This window comes from Mycolicibacterium hodleri, assembly GCF_025822245.1.
In the GTDB taxonomy this organism is placed as follows: domain Bacteria; phylum Actinomycetota; class Actinomycetes; order Mycobacteriales; family Mycobacteriaceae; genus Mycobacterium; species Mycobacterium hodleri.
On the sequence record NZ_JACKTL010000028.1, the window covers coordinates 49578 to 64492 of the forward strand.

17 protein-coding genes are annotated in these 14915 nt (G+C 59.1%); 10 read left to right on the forward strand and 7 right to left on the reverse strand.

Going from position 1 to position 14915, the window contains the following annotated elements:
- Nucleotides 1-97: 97 nt before the first annotated feature.
- From H7J06_RS11610 to H7J06_RS11620, 3 genes are all read left to right on the forward strand, one after another.
- Nucleotides 98-925 (forward strand): DUF2786 domain-containing protein, encoded by an 828-nt coding sequence (locus tag H7J06_RS11610; protein ID WP_264038993.1) that lies wholly within the window; start codon nt 98-100, stop codon nt 923-925.
- Nucleotides 926-1090: 165 nt separating this feature from the next.
- On the forward strand, nt 1091-1396 hold the full coding sequence (locus H7J06_RS11615; protein ID WP_264038994.1) for a hypothetical protein: 306 nt from the start codon (nt 1091-1093) through the stop codon (nt 1394-1396).
- A gap of 145 nt (nt 1397-1541) precedes the next feature.
- Nucleotides 1542-2123 (forward strand): hypothetical protein, encoded by a 582-nt coding sequence (locus tag H7J06_RS11620; RefSeq protein WP_264038995.1) that lies wholly within the window; start codon nt 1542-1544, stop codon nt 2121-2123.
- Between the two features lie 113 nt (nt 2124-2236).
- On the opposite strand, the gene H7J06_RS11625 is transcribed toward H7J06_RS11620, so the two are convergent.
- On the reverse strand, nt 2237-2455 hold the full coding sequence (locus H7J06_RS11625; protein WP_264038996.1) for a hypothetical protein: 219 nt from the start codon (nt 2453-2455) through the stop codon (nt 2237-2239).
- 283 nt (nt 2456-2738) lie between these two features.
- Between H7J06_RS11625 and H7J06_RS11630 the strand changes: the two genes are divergently transcribed.
- From H7J06_RS11630 to H7J06_RS11645, 4 genes are all read left to right on the forward strand, one after another.
- Nucleotides 2739-3194: a hypothetical protein gene (locus tag H7J06_RS11630; protein WP_264038997.1), complete on the forward strand. Its 456-nt coding sequence runs from the start codon at nt 2739-2741 to the stop codon at nt 3192-3194.
- A 219-nt stretch (nt 3195-3413) separates the two neighbouring features.
- The gene (locus H7J06_RS11635) at nt 3414-3728 is read left to right on the forward strand and encodes a type VII secretion target (RefSeq protein WP_264038998.1); all 315 of its coding nucleotides are present in this window, start codon (nt 3414-3416) and stop codon (nt 3726-3728) included.
- A 4-nt stretch (nt 3729-3732) separates the two neighbouring features.
- Nucleotides 3733-4815 (forward strand): glycoside hydrolase family 19 protein, encoded by a 1083-nt coding sequence (locus H7J06_RS32360; protein WP_264038999.1) that lies wholly within the window; start codon nt 3733-3735, stop codon nt 4813-4815.
- Between the two features lie 2 nt (nt 4816-4817).
- The gene (locus H7J06_RS11645; RefSeq protein ID WP_264039000.1) at nt 4818-5345 is read left to right on the forward strand and encodes a hypothetical protein; all 528 of its coding nucleotides are present in this window, start codon (nt 4818-4820) and stop codon (nt 5343-5345) included.
- Nucleotides 5346-5772: 427 nt separating this feature from the next.
- Here the strand turns inward: H7J06_RS11645 and H7J06_RS11650 are convergent, their stop codons facing one another.
- Nucleotides 5773-6405 carry a hypothetical protein gene (locus H7J06_RS11650; protein WP_264039002.1) on the reverse strand — a complete coding sequence of 211 codons (633 nt, stop codon included), beginning with the start codon at nt 6403-6405 and terminating at the stop codon, nt 5773-5775.
- Between the two features lie 113 nt (nt 6406-6518).
- Here H7J06_RS11650 and H7J06_RS11655 point away from each other — a divergent pair, with 113 nt between their 5' ends.
- Complete coding sequence (locus H7J06_RS11655; protein WP_264039003.1) at nt 6519-7544, forward strand: hypothetical protein; 1026 nt, start codon at nt 6519-6521, stop codon at nt 7542-7544.
- Between the two features lie 151 nt (nt 7545-7695).
- Here the strand turns inward: H7J06_RS11655 and H7J06_RS11660 are convergent, their stop codons facing one another.
- The gene (locus H7J06_RS11660) at nt 7696-10095 is read right to left on the reverse strand and encodes an SIR2 family protein (protein WP_264039004.1); all 2400 of its coding nucleotides are present in this window, start codon (nt 10093-10095) and stop codon (nt 7696-7698) included.
- Nucleotides 10096-10767: 672 nt separating this feature from the next.
- Nucleotides 10768-12207 carry an SNIPE associated domain-containing protein gene (locus tag H7J06_RS11665; RefSeq protein ID WP_264039005.1) on the reverse strand — a complete coding sequence of 480 codons (1440 nt, stop codon included), beginning with the start codon at nt 12205-12207 and terminating at the stop codon, nt 10768-10770.
- Between the two features lie 267 nt (nt 12208-12474).
- Between H7J06_RS11665 and H7J06_RS11670 the strand changes: the two genes are divergently transcribed.
- Nucleotides 12475-12702 (forward strand): hypothetical protein, encoded by a 228-nt coding sequence (locus H7J06_RS11670; protein ID WP_264039006.1) that lies wholly within the window; start codon nt 12475-12477, stop codon nt 12700-12702.
- Nucleotides 12703-12989: 287 nt separating this feature from the next.
- On the opposite strand, the gene H7J06_RS11675 is transcribed toward H7J06_RS11670, so the two are convergent.
- The 3 genes from H7J06_RS11675 to H7J06_RS11685 all read right to left on the reverse strand — a co-directional run bounded on the left by H7J06_RS11675 (nt 12990) and on the right by H7J06_RS11685 (nt 14612).
- Nucleotides 12990-13382, reverse strand: coding sequence for a hypothetical protein (locus H7J06_RS11675; RefSeq protein ID WP_264039007.1), 393 nt, complete (start codon nt 13380-13382; stop codon nt 12990-12992).
- Nucleotides 13383-13873: 491 nt separating this feature from the next.
- The gene (locus tag H7J06_RS11680; RefSeq protein ID WP_264039008.1) at nt 13874-14344 is read right to left on the reverse strand and encodes a hypothetical protein; all 471 of its coding nucleotides are present in this window, start codon (nt 14342-14344) and stop codon (nt 13874-13876) included.
- Nucleotide 14345: 1 nt separating this feature from the next.
- Complete coding sequence (locus H7J06_RS11685; protein WP_264039010.1) at nt 14346-14612, reverse strand: hypothetical protein; 267 nt, start codon at nt 14610-14612, stop codon at nt 14346-14348.
- Between the two features lie 83 nt (nt 14613-14695).
- On the opposite strand from H7J06_RS11685, the gene H7J06_RS11690 reads away from it, so the two are divergent.
- Nucleotides 14696-14833 carry a hypothetical protein gene (locus tag H7J06_RS11690; RefSeq protein WP_264039011.1) on the forward strand — a complete coding sequence of 46 codons (138 nt, stop codon included), beginning with the start codon at nt 14696-14698 and terminating at the stop codon, nt 14831-14833.
- The last annotated feature ends 82 nt before the right edge of the window (nt 14834-14915 follow it).

A 14915-nucleotide genomic window follows, 5' to 3' on the forward strand; every position in this document is an offset into this window, starting at 1 on the left:
TGGTACCCCGGTGAGGGCCAACGCAGATGAGACCCAAATCCCACAACGCGCCCACCGAGTCTATCGGGGACGCGCAAGCCCTGAAGGAAGATCCCTGATGACGACAACAGACGACCGGTCACTAGAGAGGTTAGCCGGCCTATTGGCCATGGCCGAAGGCTCGGACAACGAAGCTGAACGTGACGCGTTCATGGTGAGAGCGCAGGAACTGTCCACGCTGTACTCCATCAGTTTGGCCACCGCCCGCGCCCACGACACCAAGAAACGCAACGCCACGACCCCGCTCACACGTGTCGTGTCCATCGGTGAGCGCGGCAAGCACGGGCTGAAGAACTACGTCGAGCTGATCTGCGAGATAGCCCGAGCCAACAACACCAAACTCACCATCGCGCACAACTCCACCTTTGTGACGCTGTATGGCTTCGTCGAAGACATCGACCTCACCATCACCCTCTACGGATCGCTGCTGGGGCAGATGGTCGCGGCGTCGGAACGCTGGCTGGCGACCGGTGCCTACAAAACCGAGATGGACCTACGCGAGGTCACCCGACGAGACGCCTTCGGCCGCTCGTATAAAGACTTTGACTATGCGCCGGTGCCCAAACAGACCGCCCGCGCCATCTTCCAAGTAGCGTTCGCCGACCGCATCGGCACTCGGCTACAGACGGCCCAAAAGGACACCACCGCCCAAGCGATCACCGCAGACGAACAGTCGGGAACCGCTAGCACTGCTCTTGTGCTCGCCGAAAAGACCCGCCAGGTGGAGAAGTTCTACCAGGACAACAACGACGCCCGTGGCCATTACAAAGGTGTCAGCATGACGGGCTGGTCAGAGTCTGCGCACCAGGCCGGCCGCAAAGCCGCTGACTCTGCCCGTCTTCACCGGTCCACCGAGATCGGCACCCCGAAGGCGGCAATCCGATGACCGACGACGTAAACATCGGCCCCGCCGCCCGAAGCGGTGCTCAAGCGCATCATCGCCAACGGCAAGGGCGAACGGTGCGTGGTGGTCAGAGACCACCACGGCACGATCCTCGATGCCATCTCCGCCGCCGTCTAGACGACCAGCCAACGACGGAGGACGACGACGATGGACGCTAGCAAGTACGCATGGAAAATCCTCCATGCCCACTTACGTGACAACCTCGCCGCCGACGAGGGGCAAGCGATCACCATCCGTCCATTCATCGACACAATGGCGATCAACCTCGCTCACATCGAACTGGACAACGTCGATAAGGACGACGTCATCAATTTCGTGGCGTGCTGGGCAGTCCAATTCGCGATGACTGTCCGAAGCAACCCCGACGACGATGAACTGCACCTAGCGAAGCTCATCGAGGAGGCCGTCATGGCAGAACCCGACAACCACTGGATCGCCACATCCGACGACTAGCCCCGACCTCGGCCGGAAACCGGCCCATCCCCACACAGCAGCAGTTCGCTATCTGGCCTGCGCTCACCGAAACAGGGGTCGGATCTGTAATCCGACCCCGTTGGATGACGGTCCGCGAGAATTAAGCAGGCACTACGCTGCCGTCATGGCAAAGGGGGACTGGCCGAAGTCGTACATCATTCCGTCGGTCATCCTGTCGATGACCGCCGCAGGTTTCCTCCTTTGGCACGTCCTGGACCCCGCACGACAGATCGACGGCTGGGCTATCACCCTTCTCGTCGTCGGCTTCCTGCCGTGGCTGAGGACTGTCTTCGAGAGCATCGACCTCCCCGGCGGCGCATCAGTCAAGTACCTGCGAGCCGTCGAAGCGAAACAGGAGCAGCAAGCCCAAGACATTGATGCACTGCGGTTCATGCTCGCGAGGTTCATCACCGACGGTGAACGCGCACTCCTACACCAGCTGGACCGGGGTGAACCAGTGCCCTTCGAACGGGACCACACCGGCCAACGACTCATGGACCAGGCGAAGTCACTGCACCGCGTCGGCCTAATCGCCCCCAAACCAAGCGTGCTCGAAGCCAATCGGAACGGCACCGCCCTCGGTCGAATAGCGACCATCAACGAGCTGTACGACGTCACGCCAAGCGGCCAGCAGTATCTAGATCTAATCGCTGACCTACCCAGCGAGTTGATGGACATCCCAGCGGACCCGACCCGACCCGCCTAAGGTTCTGCGGCCGTATCTGACCTTCGCATACCGTTGGTTGACCTACGGTATCTGACCTGCGGGCTTTGTCCTTCAAAGAGAAATGAAAAACCCCGGGGCTTATCGATTTTCTGCTATGTGGCTTTCCCGCCCAGCAAGCCGATGAGCGTGCCGAAACCGATCTTTACCACCCAGTCAAGGCCATCAACGACAGCGGTCTGAGGCGGGGTCGGATTCGCAACACAAAGCCCAACCACAGCCCACCCGGCGAACGCGACAACGAACACCGCGAAAACCATCCACAGCACCGTTCTGAATAGTGGGCCGCCGGTGTCGAGCGTTGAATCGCTCACGCCGCCGTGGTGATTTCGCCGTCAAGTACCGTGCCGGTCCCCTCGATCGGCTCGCGGAGAATCAGCGACCGCGAACGCGGGTGCAGAAAGGTCGAAACGAGAATCCTTCGAGTGGGCCGGGGCACAAAGAGCAGCCCAAACATCACTCCTACGGCGATTACTTCCCACAGGTGCCCGTTCACCAGTGCCCTCCCTCACATCCCGATACTCGACTCCAGAGTAGCCATCCACGGGCTCCCGATTGACCAGTAACGTCCGGGTTGTTCGGCCTACCATCGGCAACATGCCGGAGATGCCCCGAGACTCACGCAGTCACTACGTACTGAAGGTACCAATCGACACCATTCAACCCGGAAATTCGCTGGTGGTCGACCGCGGTCAGGGCCGACAACTGTTCCAAGTGGAGGAAGTGACCCTGCATTCCAAGAAAGCTGCAGACGGCAAGCACGCCACCACCTACACGTTGACGTCTGGGCCTGTCGCCGGTGGCGGGAAGCCCTGGACCATGGAGCTACCCGCAGGGTCGACAGTCACCCGGCTACTAGGGGACGCCGAAGTCGAAGAGTACAAGCGCAACGCCAGAAACTCCCGGTACGCCGCCGGGTACCACTACGCGCAACTCCAACAGTCAGACATCACGGTGGTCGACCAGAAGCGCTTCGGCGACCTATGGGCTGACAGATACTCCGCCGAGGGCCTGACTCTCCCGCAAGCGTGGGAGACGTATAAATCTCACTGAACAGCCCGTCGGTACGCTCGGCGTCGTGGGCGGCCGATCCTCGGTTGAGGCGGTGGGGGGGGTCTGTCCCGGTTCCGCGCGACAAAACGACCATGGGTCGGCAGATCGGGTTCCTCGGAGTGTGCCGCTGATTCGGGCCGGATTTCAGTGCGTTGGTGTGGTGGTGCGGCGGCTTAGACTTTCTAGGTTGGGGAGCGTCGAGGCGGAAGGGGCGTGGTCATGGCTGAGCCGCTGAAGGTTGACACAGCGATCGTGCACGGCGGCGGCGGGCACGTCGCCAATGCAGCACACGATGCAGCTGTCGCGTTCGCCCGCCACGAGACCGACCTGGCCGACGCCGCATCCGGCTGGATCGGTCAATCCGCAGACGCATTGCGCGACTTCACCACGGCCGTAGCTGCACGTCACGCAGCCGACCACGCCGCGATCACCGAACTCAGCGAGAAGATGACCCAATCGGCGGCAGCGTATTCGACCACCGACACCGACACCTCGCAGTCGGTCGCCTCGGCCGCCGAGGAGATGGGCCTCTAACCGGGTGTCCGATCTCAGCCCTGGTGAGGTGCGACGCTGGGACGCCTCCGCGATCGATCAGGTCTTCCGCGTCGTCAAGAACCGTGACGGCACCTACAAAGACTTCGGCGACACCCTCGGCTCTGTGCAACAACAACTCTCAGACTGGGGTGGGGAGGCTGGCGACGCCTTCCACCAGGAAATGAACCACAAACGCCAAGGCATCGACGCCCAAGGCCGGATCTCCCCGGGCATCGTGGCAGCCGTCGAGCAAGCTGAAGCCGACGCCAACGCGTGCCGGTCGGAGTTGGCCGACATCGATCAGGAGGCCGCCAAACACCGGTGGTACGTCCCGGACAAGGCGTGGATGGTCGACTACGTGGCCAATCCGAACGACCCCGACGGCGTACTACCGAACCTCGAGCAACGCCTCGACGCGCTACACGCCAAGGCCACCGCCGCTGATCACGAACTGGCCACCGCGATGCGCGCCGCCGTCGGCGACGTCCAGCTCGACTCACACGGCCACGAGGTGCCCCCGACGCCGCTACCAGCCACACCCCCCGGCAGCGGCGACTACCACCCGATGACTGCCCAACAGTTGCAACAAATCGTCCCAGAACTCACGCCGCAGAAGGCCCAGGACATCGTCGGCCCTCTCAACGATGCGATGCGCGAAGGTGGAATGAACACGCCGCTGCGGCAGGCGGCGTTCATCTCCCAGGTTGCGGTCGAGTCAGATCGTTTCAACACTTATGAGGAGTACGCCGACGGAACCCAATACGACGGCAGGACCGATCTAGGCAACACCCAGCCCGGTGACGGACCGAAGTACAAGGGGCGCGGCGCAATTCAAGTGACCGGCCGCTACAACTACGAGAAGATGAGCAAAGATCTCGGTGTGGACTTCGTCGACCACCCCGAACTCGCCGCCGAACCGCAGTACGCGTTCAAGACGGCACTGTGGTACTGGGGTAACCACGACGGCAACGCCGTCGCCGACGGTGGAGACATCAAGGCGATCACTGAGATGGTCAATGGTGGCGACCACGCCTTGGATGTGCGAACCACCTACTACAACAATGCGTTGAAGGTCTTGGGAGGGTGAATATGAAGAAGTGGACCCCTCTGGGATGCCTCATCGGCGGGATCACCGTGATGGTCGTCGGATGCACGTCGGCACCCACCCCGGCCCCCAGCACCGCGAACGCTTCAACTAACGCGAACGCTTCAACACCATCGTCTTCATTGATCGCAGCCCCGACCACGGCCGTGGTCGCGGGCGACACCGCCTGCGCTGAAACGAAATTCACCTCCGACCAGTTCGTCGGCGACTGGAAAGAGCAAGACGGCACCCAAGTCATGACGTTAGGTCCCGACGGGACACTGACCTCCCAAGGCGGCGGAACACCACAATCAGGTACCTGGAGTTACGCGCCGTGGAAGGATTCCCCAGCGAAGAATGAGATGCCTGACAGCGCCGCCACCCTCTGCGTCCTATGGCTGGCGATCACCAACGCTGCCCCCGCCTTGAATTTGGTGTACGTGCCGCTCAAACTCACCGACACATCGTTGGAACTGAGCTACGTCGGGCGAGGCAACACCGTCACCTGGGTTCGGCCCACCAACAGTCAATAGGCTCCGATACGCCGCCGCCCGTGCTGCTGTGACCCGTACTCCTCGACGTCCACGACTACCACGCCTCCGCCGCCGTTCCGTCCGTCGTCAGCCCCAAGCACGACGCTGCTAGCTCATGGCGCAAGGGCACTGGGTCTGTTTCGTGGGCGGCGGCCCTACCCCTGCCCAGACCATCGAGGCCTTTGGATCGCCACAGGCCAACGACCGTGAACAGTTAGTGGCGATCTGGCACTGCAGGCGCCTATTTAATGGACCGTGACAACCAGTCAGCCCGACAGGTTGTTTGACAATCCTTGGCCACTCGAACGTCATACGGAGTGCGCCTTGTTCGATGCTGATGTCGCAGTAACTGCCCATGTCTGCATGGTTAAGAATATGTTTTCTTCTATTCGCGCTACGGGAATGCTCAATATTTTATGTTATTAACTCAATATTTTAATTTATTAATGAGTCGCCTAAACATACCTTTCTGCACATGAAGAAGCTCTCGGCCCTCCCTGGCCTTCAATAGTCTCATGGAACGGCAATCTTTAACCCACTGATTGCCATGTGAATCGTTGAAAAACACATATACAAGATAATCGCGCAGCTCATATTCGAAACCAACTCTTTGAGTGAATTCCTCACCCGCTGAAATGTCGGTCCGCTGTAAAACTCCTTCCTTGTTCACTTTAAAAAAAATGGTTCGACCTGATTTGAACCCGCGTGGTGGGACCAGTGCCAGTCCACGGTCATACAATGCTTCGTATCGATTATCGAGAACCTCGACGTCTTCGTTTTGGATAAAGGCACCTGGACTGAAAATTGGTTTGTTTGACAGATTGGCGATCGTAATATCGTATTTGAATCTTCCTTGTTCGATAGTGGGCGGCGGCTTCGGATGTAACACCGGATTGAGCGTCGGAGATTCGTTCACCCAGGCGACGACCGACAAGGCTTGCTCTCTACGCTTTCGGTAGAGGTCAACACCAAAGACCGATGCCGTGACCAACATTGCGCATGTGGTACCGATACCGCTTACCCACTGCCCGACGGTCCCCCACACCGCTGCGTCGAACATCGTCAGATGGTCTCACACCCCAGGCAAAACGTCCTCGTCTTGGGTCGCCTCGCCTTGGTTTTAACCCTTTCGGTTTAGACAGCAAGTCCAACGAATCTTGATAAGGTAGCTCCGTGTCGGAGGATGACGCCCCAGTTCAGGTGCACAAGCCGTCCATCGCACCGTGCGTTCCGTACGCAGTTGATCCCGACGGGTTTCCAACGATCCCATTCCCGCCAGTAGGACAACGCGGCAAGTCATTGGTGTTTAAGTCGCTCATTATCACTGTGGTTCCGATCATCGCATTCTTTGGTCTCGCGGCTTTTTCGTTGAAAACAAGCCAGAAATACGTTGCACCCACTGAAGACCTTTCACGCATGTCGCCTGATTTTACGATATCGATCCCGAGTCTTCAGAACAACGGAAAAGACGTCCCCGTCAGTCAGTTGGTTTACTATGAAACTCACACAAGCAGGGGCATAGACATCAACGTCGGCGTTACCTACGATAATAAATTAGTAGCTGGTGCTATATCTGAAGAACCACCCTCAATCATCGTCACACTTCCCCAGCCAGGAGCAAAAGTCGATGAGTGCGAGAGTACGAACCACTTGAAATCACCGTGCGAAGTTCACTCGCGTGACATGGAAAACTACCTTGTCATTCCGTTTGCGTCACGAACTCCATTCGAGTCGGGGTACGGCGCACATCTTGTTTTAAGTGGAATAGATGGAGTGGCATTCAGGACGACTGCTTCTCGCATGCAGGTGCATTTCCCAAGTTACTTCGCTGACGCTTCAACGTTTGGATTCGATCCGAACGAGCGCTTGGACCCAACGTTACCTCACGACGTTTTCGTATCATACGCGGTCGATAATGCGGACAAGTATTCATGGACTGATCCGGCACCTATAGTCAATACGTATATCGAGGAAGCGGTAAATGGGCATGCTAGCCAATGGACCCGTGTCGCGATAGCGAGATGGGACTACAGGAACACACATGTCCCTCTACCACTCACCGGCGTCCGAGACGACGTGCTGGACAAACAAGCTCATGACACCTTCAAAGCCGGCATCTGGCTGGGCATTGGTGGCAGCGCCTTGATTGCGGCGTTGCAGGCTTTTTTCGCATTTCGTCTGAGCAAGCGCAGTGAGTAAAACCGTAACGGATACCTGCTGGAACCGAAACTCTTGAAACCCTGACCGACCAACGTTTGGCATTGCACTAGATCCGGTTTGCCAGTCACTGTTGAACAGCTGACCTTGCATTGGGGATCAACTCGGTGGTCCTGTTCATCCGTTCTGACGCTTACATGGAGTAGCGTCGCCGAGTTCTTTCGAGATCGCGGCGGTCGCGGATGAAATCGGGATCGGGGTTATCCGATTCGGTGTCTTTCATGAGTGCGATGGTGTTGTCCAGAACCTCCAGACGAATAAAGCGGTCTGCGAGTGCTATACCAACGTCCGCGAGCACTCGATAGTTGTAACGATCATGCGGCCACGCCGACACGCAAGTCAATGCAATACGTTCAGCTTCCAAGAGCATCGCATAGCGGTCCTCTTCCATCAGCCCAACATTGTTTAGTGCCCGGCGCAACGTGAGTGTGGCTCTGTATCGTTCGACGATGCCGTCCTTGCCGAGCTCTTCTTGCGCAGAGCGGATGGCACGCTCCGCTTCGTCGAGCAGACCGTCGTCGAGAAACATCCTAATCAGTCGTCGCCGGGGGGTCCTTTCGCCAGGAACTACGTTGATTAATTTGCGCATAAGCTCCAACTGGTGCTGGCGACTGGTTAGCCGCGATATCCCCATCGCGTTGCCAGCTATCCCACGTGCCGTCTCGAGCTCCAAGTATTCTGTCGGATTGAGCCCCTCGATCAAGCGGTCAAGCAGCAATCGGAGTTCTTCCTGGTCGGCAAATTTATAGGTCGATATCACCTGCGCAATGACATCGTGACGCGTCGACCATCCGTAGAGCCCCGTGCGCACGTTGATGTCGTACTCAGATACAACGTCAGCCATGCGTTCGAGCAAATTCATTAAACCGTTCACGTCAAGTCCGAGCAGACGCATGATTAGTTGTCGGTGAACCTTGCCACCCATCGACTGCACCGCGGCCACGTACCGGTATACATCTTGGGCGTCGTCGTCAAGGTCTGCGAACTCTTTTAGCAGTATGTCATCGAGCTGCTTGGTTTGAAAGATGTTCTTGAGGCACACGTACATTTCCGCGCTGCAGCGTTCGCGCAAGCGCCGGACTTTATCTTCGTGCCCCAAATTAAGGAAGGCCGGTTCAACAAGGCTTCGTATTTCCGGCTTGCGGTCGACGAGATTGATCATCTCACGAATATCGCTATCAGCCAGCAGTGACAGCCGCTCATAGGTGCCGCGGCTATAGAAATACGGTGACTTGGTGCGCGTTTTCCACTGAGCCGCATTCACGGTTACGACGACCCGTAAAAATGGGCGGTCAAGCTTACCGAGCACATCGACGAGTCGACTGACGGCTGTCAAGTGTTGCGCGCAGTCGTCAATCAATAGGATGCCTTGGCGATTGTTCGCTCGAAGCTTCGTCTCGAATTGGATCCAGCTGTCGAAGTCAAGTGGATAATGATTCAGGTGTTCGAAGACGAGGAACCCTTCGCCGTGACGGAAGTGGAGAAGTCTTCGCGCCAACGAGGTCTTCCCTACGCCAGCAGCGCCCGCAAGGACAAGAAAAAAGCCTCGTCGACCGTTCTGTAACTGTCGCAGTCGGGGCTCATTGCCGCGTGTGATGGTTAATCCGTTATGTATATCGGCGTAGGTCGCGGGACTTCCGTTGAACAGACGTAAGGAATCGCCCGCAAGAGTGACGGCGTGAGCGACTGTGATTGTTGTAGTAGACAGCTGGGGTGGAAGTGAAGTGGGGGACTGCCCTGGAAGATCGCCGGTAGAAGGTGCTGCAGGCGGCAGGACCGATTGAAGGTGATGTAGCAGTTCGTCAAGGGTGCCGCGAACGACTTCAATGCCCCGCTGCTCGAGCAAACGTGCACGATCTTCGTCATAGTCATAGACGAGCAAAAAAACGCGGCCTTGCACACCCTGCGTCCGGAGAGCACCCACCTCTTTGGCGAGTTCGCGCAGGTGGTGGTCGCGCAGCGACTGACCGACAACTAGCGTGTTGCCATTCATCATGTTCATCTGCAAGCTGACGAACAAGGATTGGCGATATTGATGTACCTCGTCGTAGTCGAGTTCGGTTAGGACCATCCGTGCCCGATCACCGAACCCGATGTCTTGACTGGTACAGCCGTGAATCTTGTATAGGACGGCCGCTGTTTTGCCGGTGGCATTCGAGAAATCGAAGTTTGAGCGCACGACTTCGAGGTCGACGCCGGCGTTTTGGTAGGAGATTTCGACGAGACGGTCAAAATTGGTGGTGTAGATCCCCTTCCAGCGGTAGGTCGGGAGGGCAAGGATGCCGCCCGCAGGCAGAAGGTCCTTCAACCTTCGTTTGACGGCAATCGCAAGTTCTCTTCGGCCGAGTCGGCCTTCGAAGATGCCCGCGATCTCCGAGAGGTCGTCGCCGTCTGGCGTTGGGGACATCCTCTCAGCGAGGTGCCGAGCCAGACGCGCCCCTGTCGGGGCGCCGGACGGAATTGAGGCGCCTGCGCCAAGGAGCAAAACCGTCTGCTCAGGATTGGTCGCAGCAGCGAGTTCAGTTAGTTCCATTAGTCGTAAACCTACTGGCGTTGACCAACACGCGTAGTTGGATTGAAGCGCCGCGTTCGCGGTGATTGCGCCGGATCTCTGAGCTCTCCCGTACGGCGGAACATCGCCGATACTGTCTTCCAGTAATAGCTCCGCTCGTCGAATCGGCTACGGCAGCGAGCGGTCCCATCCTCGGTCACGACGCACGACGGCGTCACCGTCGAGACCTGGACGCGAAGCGACTCCTAGCGGTTATACGATGCCTCGAAGTAGCTCAGTTGTGTCGGTTGCGGGTCCTTACCGTCACCGCGACGACCACCTACATGAACGCTGCCCAATGGGCCACCAGCGCTGCCAACAAGTTCCGCGCCGTCGCCCCGCATCACGGAGAACCCCGCCTGAAAGGAACTCGCCGAAGGCCTCACCCACCTCGCCGAAGCAATCCGAGCTTTCGACGCATACCGAGGCGCGGCGTCAACCACCTCCGACGAACATGTCGGCTACCTCAGCCGACACGAGATGAGCAGCGATGTGCCGAAGACTGAGAGAAGGACTCCCAGTAACTGGACGCCGCTTCATACACCGCAAAACAGCTTGTGTCAGCCTGCGTTGTCCATCATGGATGTCTTCAACACAGGCGCCCCGCGCGGTTCTCGCCGATGGGGCCGCGCTCATTCACCTCCGCCGAGGCGCTCAAACCGAGGCGTCGGCCGTTCCCTGGCTGAGACGGTATTCCTCTGCCTCGGCCGAGGCCGTGTATTCGACGACTTCTCCGACGCTAGCCTTCAGGAAACCCAGCACCTCGTTGGGAGTTGCGTAGAAGAACTCGCGCCGCTGGTTGATTTTGTTGACGCGCTTGGTTGCAAAGGCGTGGTGCAGTTGGTTTTCCACGCCGACGGCGTCGGTGGAGAAGAACAGGGCGTGGACGTCGAATCGGAACGGCACTGATGCATCACCGAGTTCACGCACTCGGTCCATCGGTTCTAGCCGCCGGGTCATGCCGATCTTGACCATGTTCTCGCCGAACGCTCCGACGTTGGAGATCACATAAACGTACCCGGCACGGATGTTGGCGGCGCGGTAGTCGACGTCGTCGATGGCGCGCTGAACATCTGCCAACTGTTCCCGAATCCGTTGCGCGCCAGCATGGTCGCCGTTGGCCTCTAGCGAGGTCAACACGTTCGAGTAGTGGGCGTGCTCTTTCGCTAAGCGCTGGCGCTCGGCCGCTAGTTCCTTTTCCGCCTTGCGTTGTTCGGCGAGTTCGGCGCGTTTCTCGCGCTCAGATTCCTTTTCGGCCTGCACGCGCATGTGGAAGTCGGCTGCCAGCTCAAGCTCTCGGAGGCGCAAGCCGTGGTAGTACTCCGTGACCCGTAGGTCGATCATCTTGCCTTGCTGTTCGATCGAGTCCATCGCTTTCCGCAGGCGGGCCTGCGCCGTTGGAAGGTTGCCGGCCTTCACTGTCTTCACGCAGTTCTCGGCTTCAGCGTTGTAGGCGCGCAACATGATTCGGGACATGTCCGAAACGAATTTTCGTCCCTTGGCGGCCGAGTTGTTGAAGGTGAAGTTGGTCGTCGCCGAGATTGCCGCCTTATCGCGTACGCACTGCTTGATCCTCGCTTGCACCGAGTCCAACGCGTCCTTAAGCGCGACTGAGGACTCCGCTGGGTGGTGGTATTGGTAGAGGCCGACGTCTTGCATCTCGACACGTGACGCCACTTCCACGAGGTCTCGGCTGGCCTCTTGTACGCGCTGCTCGAGACCCGCCTTCTCGGCGGTGAGCTTGGTGACTACAGCCTTGCCGCGTTCAATTTCTGCATGGATCTGGATGAAGTCAAGGCCGCCCAATCGGCTCAGTTGGTCTCGCAGATCGGTGTTCTCACGCAGTAAGTCCTCGGCGCGTCTCTTCGCACCGAAGACTGACACATGCTGCTCCTGTGCTTCCGCTCTCACCGAGTGAGCGTTCGCGTTATGTGGTTGTGGCACAACTGCGGGCGCGGTGTGGCCAGTCCACTGCACCCCGTCCCAGTAGCGCATGCTTCCCGAAGTCTGGGGATCGGGGTACCAACCGGCTGGGGTGGTCAAGATCGGCCACCCTTCGAGCGTGCGACACGATCTCTTGCGACACGGACGCATGTTGTCACTCTGAGCTTCCCCCTCATGGGCGGGATAGTACTCAGACCGTCGACAGACGGGAGGGCTTCGGCCGGCCTCCAACGATCAAGGTGCTGTCCAATCGGGACACGCGGACCGCCACCGCAGGACGCAAACAACCAGCCGCCACAACCGCCGAGACCGGACCGCGACGCACTCGACCGCGACCTAGCCTCACCATCAGCACCTACTACTACGGCGACTGGAGCGCCATGCGTCGGATGCGGCCAGGCCTACGCACTAGAGCAGATGTACGGCGACATCGGCGAGCACGTCTGCGAACGGTGTGAGGTGTCCGAAGTCGACGCCGATCCCGCTGACCTGTTCACAGCATGGGCCGACAAGATCGCCAACCTCACCGACGGGGTCGACATCACCCACACCCAGCAGGGCATCGTGCTTAGCATCGCCGACGCCAACGAACTGATTGAGGTGCTGCGCATCGCTGCCGAGGTGATCGACCACACACCGCGATGACAAGGCTCAGCACTTCGCACTGACGCAATACGTATGACCGGGCGGCCCATCCGGTTCATGTGTCAATCGAGTTTGGTCTTCCCATCCGGTGCGTAGGACTCGATGTAGGTGCCACCACATTTCCTGCAGCGGAACCGTTTCTTGACCTCAAACACGCCGCTGAGGTCAGCCAATGGCTCCGTTTCGATCGGCGGGCCGTCGGGTGCATGCTCGCAGTTCACCATTAGCGCCCCCAAGTGATGTCGTCAACCTGACTCTATCCTGGTGGTCCGTTGCGTCCGTAGCCTTCAGCATTTCGTTGCCGGGAAGTTCCGCCAGCCCGCGTCGCGGCTCCACAGAAGCACACGCCGGGAAGCCTCGGGTGCCAGCCACAGGTGGGTGACGTGGTCCGGGAGCGGCGGCGGATCAGGTGGCAACGTTTCCTCGAAGACCAGTTCCGAGAAGACACTGAACGGCAGAGCGCTACTGTGCATAGGGATGAACAGGTGCCGCTCATCGACATCGACGGCCCTAGCGAGCTTCTCGAAGTGCCGCTTGATGTTGTCATCGTCGAACGCCTCGCCCAACGCGTCGGCGAATCCCGACAACGTTTCGTCGACCGCGCCGCCGCCGGCAGCCGGCACGACCATAGCCCCCGGATTCGTCATGTCCTTCACCCGTATGTCCGGGTAGCCCGTCATCTCAGATGACGACTCGTTCACCAGCCACCGCAGATCCGGGTGCGCAGACGAGTCCCACGCAATCCGGTAGGGGATACGGCTGCCCGACACTCTCGCAGAAGCGAATGATGTCCTCGTAACACCCCTTCAGTCGCTTCAGGTCATCGAGGGACCCTACGTCGATGGTCCAAAACCAGTCACCCGGTACCGGCCACGTCCGATCCTTGAACAACTTCATCGCGAGCTTCAGCGCGTTTTCGTCCCCAAGGTTCGTCACTTCGAACGCTGCCCTACGACCGTCCCCGAGTGTGATCATCACGTCTACTGCCCCTTGGCGGCCGTCGACGTCCCATGCCTCTGCTTCAACAGCGCTCAGTGCATCGACTGCGAGCAAGCACGCCGCCCGCTCTTGCGGGTCCAAGCGATCAATTCCCACCAAGCGTGGTTGCTGAGTCAACGCACCACCGACGTCATGGTCTGTCTCGCGATGATCCCCGTCGGATTTCCCTCAGTCATTTCGTGAGGTACTCGATCAGCGCACGACGAATCGTCTCCCCCCTCGTCACACTGTCGATCTGCGAACGCTGATCGGCGAGGGTAACCAGATCGTCGGGCAGCCGAACCGAATACGTGCTGGCCGCTTCATCGCCCATCGCGGGACGTCCGCGACGACGTAGTTTCTCGGCGGGAATACCGGCTTCAGCTTCAGCGACCAACCGCGCAATGGTCTCGTCGTCCACAGACTCAGGTAGCGGGCGGTCGTCGTTGGCGTGAAACCCGTAGGGCGCTGCCGGCACTGGCGACTTAGTGATAGTCGTAGGCGTGACCCGTGTCCGAGACACCAAAGGGCGCGCCTTGACCGGGATCTTCCTAGGCCTACCCTTGGTCACCTGCGCCAAATCCGACGCAGCAACCGACTTGTTCCCTTTGGTCGACTTGAGGATCTTGCCGGCGGCGCCCGCATCTTTCTTTGACGTTGCCATGTCAGTTACTGCCTTCCGTGATGCGTACGGCTTTGTCTAGTTCAGCCTTCCGGGCCTTCATGCAATGGATCACGAGGTCTTTCGTCGCCCAATGGAGCACGATCATTTCGACGAGCATTGAGTCCGGCGTGTAACCAAACACCCACGTCCGTGGCGGTTCGTCATCGATCACGTCGTATTCGATGTGCACGTGCTCCAGGGCGTGTCGAATGTCCTTCTCGGTGAACCTACGTTTGAGGGCCGAGCCGTAGACCTCTAGTGGTCTCACTCAATTAACGTAACACGAAACTGATGTTGACCGTGATGATGCCGCCACCCACCGACAAGGCCCCTCCCGCTACCGTCAAGGCAATGAGCGGCCCGACCCCTGCCGAGATCATCGAAGCCTTCCGGGCGAGAGCGTCCCGAGTCATCACCTCCGAACTCGTCGATGCTACGCAAGCCCAACTCCGAGCCGGCTACAGCTTCCAAGTGAGTGTGGTCACCTGACTTGGCCCCACTTTGGTCGTAGTTCTTCACGAATTTTGGCCCCACCGGGGTGGTGATCGTGTCCGTCCGGGTGGGCGCGGTG

Excerpts from the sequence above, each read along its gene's own strand:
- H7J06_RS11610 (WP_264038993.1), top strand. The coding sequence starts at position 98 with ATGACGACAACAGACGACCGGTCACTAGAGAGGTTAGCCGGCCTATTG.
- H7J06_RS11690 (WP_264039011.1), top strand. The coding sequence starts at position 14,696 with ATGAGCGGCCCGACCCCTGCCGAGATCATCGAAGCCTTCCGGGCGAGA.
- H7J06_RS11635 (WP_264038998.1), top strand. The coding sequence starts at position 3,414 with ATGGCTGAGCCGCTGAAGGTTGACACAGCGATCGTGCACGGCGGCGGC.
- H7J06_RS11650 (WP_264039002.1), bottom strand. The coding sequence starts at position 6,405 with ATGTTCGACGCAGCGGTGTGGGGGACCGTCGGGCAGTGGGTAAGCGGT.
- H7J06_RS11680 (WP_264039008.1), bottom strand. The coding sequence starts at position 14,344 with ATGGCAACGTCAAAGAAAGATGCGGGCGCCGCCGGCAAGATCCTCAAG.
- H7J06_RS11675 (WP_264039007.1), bottom strand. The coding sequence starts at position 13,382 with ATGACGGGCTACCCGGACATACGGGTGAAGGACATGACGAATCCGGGG.
- H7J06_RS11615 (WP_264038994.1), top strand. The coding sequence starts at position 1,091 with ATGGACGCTAGCAAGTACGCATGGAAAATCCTCCATGCCCACTTACGT.
- H7J06_RS11660 (WP_264039004.1), bottom strand. The coding sequence starts at position 10,095 with ATGGAACTAACTGAACTCGCTGCTGCGACCAATCCTGAGCAGACGGTT.
- H7J06_RS11620 (WP_264038995.1), top strand. The coding sequence starts at position 1,542 with ATGGCAAAGGGGGACTGGCCGAAGTCGTACATCATTCCGTCGGTCATC.
- H7J06_RS11630 (WP_264038997.1), top strand. The coding sequence starts at position 2,739 with ATGCCGGAGATGCCCCGAGACTCACGCAGTCACTACGTACTGAAGGTA.
- H7J06_RS11670 (WP_264039006.1), top strand. The coding sequence starts at position 12,475 with ATGTACGGCGACATCGGCGAGCACGTCTGCGAACGGTGTGAGGTGTCC.
- H7J06_RS11645 (WP_264039000.1), top strand. The coding sequence starts at position 4,818 with ATGAAGAAGTGGACCCCTCTGGGATGCCTCATCGGCGGGATCACCGTG.
- H7J06_RS11665 (WP_264039005.1), bottom strand. The coding sequence starts at position 12,207 with ATGCGTCCGTGTCGCAAGAGATCGTGTCGCACGCTCGAAGGGTGGCCG.